This window comes from Okeania sp. SIO3B5, assembly GCF_010692555.1.
Classification (GTDB): domain Bacteria; phylum Cyanobacteriota; class Cyanobacteriia; order Cyanobacteriales; family Microcoleaceae; genus Okeania.
Genome location: NZ_JAAHHG010000594.1, coordinates 1 through 5,811, shown reverse-complemented (window position 1 = coordinate 5,811; position 5,811 = coordinate 1). Strand labels below are relative to the sequence as shown.

Genomic DNA, 5,811 nt, shown 5'->3' with positions numbered 1-5,811 from the left:
TGCTACAGACTCATATCGAATATTGTTCAAAAATTACCCATAATAAATTAACTATCTTTAGTCATCTTTAGATAACTTCTGCTTTGAGCCAAGAAATTTATTTATGGGCGGATGATATGCCTCGCTTTTAATCTAGTTAATTTTCTGTTAGTTCAATTTCCCGTTGATAAGCTGCTACAGACTCATATCGAATATTGTTCAAAAATTACCCATAATAAATTAACTATCTTTAGTCATCTTTAGATAACTTCTGCTTTGAGCCAAGAAATTTATTTATGGGCGGATGATATGCCTCGCTTAATCTAGTTAATTTTCTGTTAGTTCAATTGCCCGTTGATAAGCTGCTACAGACTCATATCGAATATTATTCAAAAATTACCCATAATAAATTAGCTATCTTTAGTCATCTTTAGATGATATCAAATCCGTTTAATTCGGTATAAAAAAATATTCCATCTTCACCCAGAGCGGAAAGAATTCTGACTTCTCTTCCCTTCTAAATTCTGAATTCTGGATTGCAGAATTGCTGAATTCTGATTCACTATCTTATTACACCGATGCTACCGGATTTGATATGACTTCTGCTTTGAGCCAAGAAATTTATTTATGGGCGGATGATATGCCTCGCTTAATTTGGTTAATTTTCTGTTAGTTCAATTGCCCGTTGATAAGCTGCTACAGACTCATCAAGTTTACCTATTTCTTGTAAAGCATCTCCTAAAAGATGGTAAATTTCTCCTATATCTATATTTATCTCACTTTCATAATAATTTTCTTCAGTTTCATTCGCTTCTAATTGAATGACTTGCTGATAACAATTGATAGCCTCTAACCATTCTCCTTTTTCTGCTAAAGCTTTGCCTAAACTATAGTGAGCTTCCCATAATTTAGGCTCTAATTCAATTGCTTGATAAAAACAAGCGATCCCTTGCTGTATTTTATTCTCTGCTATTAAACCCCTGCCTAAAGTACAAAACTCTTGGGCAGTTGCCCAACTGGGATGTTGGATGAGTGCATTGTAAGATAATTCTTCTGCTTCATCAACTTTTCCTTGCTCTAGCAAGACTTCAACTAAACCTCGATAACTATCTTTTAAGTCTGGTGCAAGTTTGATAGCTTTTTTGTAAGCAGCGATCGCTTCTTTTTGTCGTTGATGTTGAAAGTATAATTCTCCCAGACTGACATAAATTTCGGCAAAGTCTGGTTTAATTTCAATTGCTTTTTGATAAGCGGCGATCGCCTCGTATGGTTTATTTATTTCTACCCACGCTTTACCGATTATTTGATAAGCTACTGCATGGGGTTTTATAGAAATTGCCTCTTCACAAGTAGATATTGCGCTATAGAATTTACTATTGACAAAATCTGCTTCGGCTTGCTTAATTAAATCTGCTTGATTAATTTGAGGCAACTTCTCCTTCCCCTTTTTATCTTTTGATTTTGGGTTTAATACCCCGCCATCTACAGGGTGTTGAAAATTGCTTAGGGTTTGAGTTCCCATCCACTTTTGACTTTTAACTTCTTCAATTTCTGACTTTTGAATTTTGAATTTTGAATTTTGACTTTTAACTTCTTCAATTGAATTTGAATATGACTGCAAAATATCTTCAGGATTAATATATTGAGGTTTCTTGCCGTTCGCTTCTACCTGTTTTTTGACCGAAATATTACTAATTTTCCGAGCTTTTTCAGCATAAATAGCAGCCTGATCTAACTTGCCTTGACGCTTCAAAGTTGTAGCTAAATTTTGATAAGCAGCAGTATAGTTGGGGTTTAATTTTATCGCCCTCTGATAACAGAATATAGCTTTAGTTAATTGACTTTGACGATAGAGGGTATTTCCAAGATTTAAATGTTGCTCAGGAGTGATGTTTGCCTGATTGAGAGTGTATGCTTCATACCAACAGTCTGCTGCTTCTGCTTGTTTGCCTACTTGAGTCCATGCTTTGGCTAAATTGCGGTATGCTCCAGCAAAGTCTGGTTTGATGGCGATCGCTTGCTGGTAACAGGGTATTGCTTTTTCCCACAATTGTTCTTGTGCATACAAACTACCCAGGTTGACGTGAATTGAAGGATCTTGACTATCGAGAGATATAGCTTTGAGATAATTTTGTTTGGCTTCCTGGAGTTGACTAGCACTGCCTATTTTTTGTTGAGCATTACCCAATATTTTGTACGCCACAGCCATATTTGGTTCTACTGCTATAGCTTTCTGGCATTGGGCGATCGCTTGTTCATATAACCCTTCTTGATTGTATGCTATGGCCTTTTGAATGTAAACATCAGGTAGTACGACTGCTGATTTTGTGACATCAACATATTGAGTGTTTATTTGTGTATCTGTTTTATCTTTTTCTTTTGGGTTTAATACCCCGTCGTCTACAGGGTGTTGAAAACTGGTTGGGGTTTGAGTCTCCATCCAATTTTGACTTTTGACTTTTGACTTTTGACTTTTTCCAATGCTGCTCTCTATTTCTAATAACATTTCTTCTATTCTTTCTTCATTACTTGCATCTTTGAGCGATACTTTTTGTTCATCATTTCCATCAATATTGATTAAAGTTACTTCAACAGGAAAAAATGAATTTTCACCACCACTTTCTGTTCTATTTTTGATATTAAAATCTATTTCTGGTTTTAAAGGAAAGGAATTATTTGTACCCTGAAGTCTGGGAATATTTTCAGATGGTTGTAAATATTTTTTCGATGATTGATTCTTGAAATTAAAAACAGAGGATACTGGACTAAATAACCTCTTTAAATGTCGATCTAAAGATTTTAATGCTGCTTGAAAAGTACCAGTATTTCCTACCAACTGAATATCGGAACTACTCACCATAGCATCATCTATTTCTCCATCAATTTTATGTTTAATATCTGATGTCAAACTATAGATATGATGATTTATCTCGCCATTATCTTTTTCTTTTAGATTTAATACCTCGCCGTCTAAACGGTGTTGAAAAGCTGTTGCTGTTTCTGGTTCTAGAGAATAGGCTTTTTCCAAAAATTTAGAAGCTTCTGCCTGCTTACCAACATGAGTCAATGCTGTTGCCAAATAACGGTTAGTATCTGCCATATTTGGACATATTTCAATTGCTCTTTGATAACATTGAATTGCTTCTTGCCATTGTTGTTGTTGTCCGTATAAACCACCTAAATCTCTATAAATTTCTGGATCTTTTGGTGCAATAGATATTGCTTTTGTATAGAACTGCCAAGCTTCTGCTGCCTTACCTTGATTTTGCAGCATTTTTGCTAATCTTTTATAACCTTCTGCATTATTTCGATCTACATAAATATTATCTTTTGATTTTAGGTTTAATACCCCGTCGTCTAAAGGGTACTGATAATTGTTTGGGGTTTGAGTCCCCATCCATCTTTCCCTTCTTCCTTCTTCTTTCTTCCTTCTTCCTTCTTCAATTGAGATTTTATTTATTCCTAATTGAATCGCCTTACGATAACAAATATTCGATTCTTCAACATCACCTGTTTGAGATAATGCTTCTGCAATATTTTGATAAGCTACTGCTGAATTAGGATTTAATTTTATAGCACTACGATAACAAGATATAGCTTCTGTTAATTTCTGATGTTTTAAGAGAGTATTGCCTAAATTTATATATTCTTTTTCTTTGAGTTTTGTCGGTTCTAGACAGTAGGCTTTATATTGAAAAATCGCTGCTTCTACTACTTTGTCAACTTTCTGATATGCTTTAGCTATGTTGCGGTAGGCCGGGGCTAAATCTGGTTGAATATTAATAGCTTTTTGATAATACTCAATTGCTTCTTCCCACTGCTGTTTACGAGCATATAAAGTGCCAATATTAACATAGGCTTCGGCAAAATTTGGTTGAATCTTAATAGCCCGTGAATACCACTCAAAAGCCGCTTCTATTTGACCTTCTTTTTGCAAAATAATGCCCATTGTTTTACAGGCTGGAGCAAAATCTGATTGATTTTTTAGAGCTTGTTCGCAAGCCGCTTTAGCTTCGTCTAATTTCTTTTGTTCTAAATAGAATAGAGCTTCTTTATGGAAGTGAGTGGCCGCTTCTGTTGGATTAACTTTAGATGCCATTTTATTACTTGCTGCAGTTCGACTTACATTATCTTCTTCCCCTTTCTGGGACAAGGTAAATACATCAACTTCAGAATTAGAAAACTTCTTCTCTAGAAGATTTTTTTCCTGATAAGTTCGTTCCTCGCTCAGAGATTTTACTGTGGGATGAGAATTTACTTTTATTATACTTGCTTGCGATAGCATTTTTTCTAGTTTACTAAGGTTAATAATAATATCTTCAGTGAGGGAATTAGGATACATTATTTGGCGGATTGGGTAATAGGAAAATTCTTCTCCTACCAAGTAGTAATACTTCAATCCTAATTGTTGAGCGATCGCCCAGTAATAATGTTTAATATAGTTAGGAGAAACTAACTCAATTACAGTAGTTTCGGGAGTGCAAAACATAATATTTGTCAGTCCACTACCATGAGGAGAAACTATTACCTTGGCATTGGCAAATAATGATGCTTGCTCTACAACAGAAAGAGTTTCTAATTCGATGGTTATAAAGCCGTATTGACTTAATAGATCGATTACTTTTTCTTCATGAATAACTCTTCTATATTTAGCTTTATTCCGACTGATATAAATCCTTTCAGGATAGGAAATAACTTGATTATTTTGATTTTCTTTCTGTTTAAACCCATCCTTAAATACAGTAGATAGCGATCGGTTTAAAAACACTTGACGGTGAAATTCTAATGCCCATCTTTCTGCCCAAGCTAAATGGCCTGAAAAGGATGGAACTATTAATTTTTTAGCTTGAATATAAGGATGGCGATCGCTTTCTATAATTTTATCTTCTGGAATTCCTAAAATCCGGAGAGTTTCTTTTTGAAATGGTTGTTTAGTACTATTAATTAAAAACCAATCTATTTGCTCAAAATTTATACCATTGCGTCGCAAGATTTCAATCCGAGGCAATATGTCTACCATCCAATGAAAATAAACATTTCCTGACAACCCAGATAAAACAGCTACTGTACCGTTTATTTGCTTTAAAGGTGGTAATTCTTCCGTAGTAAAAAACCGATGGTTATTGATATCGTATTTGTCACATCCTGGCAACTGGCCTGGGTATTCACGAGAGACTTCAGCTAATAATTGATTTTCTTGATTAATAATGGCAATAGCATTACAAATCATCCAATTATTTTTCTGAGGAACTATCCATGCTCTGCCATTTATTACTTCTGTGACGAATTTTGGTGTTTCTGGAAAATCAATTAGGAAAGGCAGACGGCAGGAGGCAGAAGGCAGAAGGGAATTTTGTATTTTTTCTCTAGAAAGACTATGAATACCATTTCCTAAATGAATTGGTTGAAGTTGTTTAAATATTCGTTTGAGACAAGGTTGGCAGTCTAACCCTTGACATTTAACTCGATCATTTGAAATTTGAGTCCCCATCCACTTTTGACTTTTTCCTTCTTCCTTTTGAATTTTGACTTTTGAATTTTGACTTTTTCCTTCTTCCTTTTGAATTTTGACTTTTGAATTTTGACTTTTTCCTTCTTCCTTTTGAATTTTGACTTTTGAATTTTGACTTTTTCCTTCTTCCTTTTGAATTTTGACTTTTGAGTTTTGACTTTTTCCTTCTTCCTTTTGAATTTTGACTTTTGAGTTTTGACTTTTTCCTTCTTCCTTTTGAATTTTGACTTTTGAATTTTGACTTTTTCCTTCTTCCTTTTGAATTTTGACTTTTGAGTTTTGACTTTTTCCTTCTTCCTTTTGAATTTTGACTTTTGAGT

General features: G+C 34.4%; 3 protein-coding genes. 1 reads left to right on the top strand and 2 read right to left on the bottom strand.

The genetic code is table 11. The annotated features are described in order from the left end of the window. Nucleotides 1-523 precede the first annotated feature (523 nt). Nucleotides 524-652, top strand: coding sequence for a hypothetical protein (locus F6K54_RS38965; protein WP_293089549.1), 129 nt, complete (start codon nt 524-526; stop codon nt 650-652). Here F6K54_RS38965 and F6K54_RS38960 read toward each other — a convergent pair. After that, the gene (locus tag F6K54_RS38960; RefSeq protein ID WP_293089547.1) at nt 638-5,470 is read right to left on the bottom strand and encodes a tetratricopeptide repeat protein; all 4,833 of its coding nucleotides are present in this window, start codon (nt 5,468-5,470) and stop codon (nt 638-640) included. The two genes, F6K54_RS38965 and F6K54_RS38960, sit on opposite strands and share 15 nt — an antisense overlap. Further along, a partial coding sequence (locus F6K54_RS38955; RefSeq protein ID WP_293089545.1) for a hypothetical protein occupies nt 5,425-5,811 on the bottom strand: 387 nt, incomplete at its 5' end. The genes F6K54_RS38960 and F6K54_RS38955, both read right to left, overlap by 46 nt.

Excerpts from the sequence above, each read along its gene's own strand:
- F6K54_RS38960 (WP_293089547.1), bottom strand. The coding sequence starts at position 5,470 with ATGGGGACTCAAATTTCAAATGATCGAGTTAAATGTCAAGGGTTAGAC.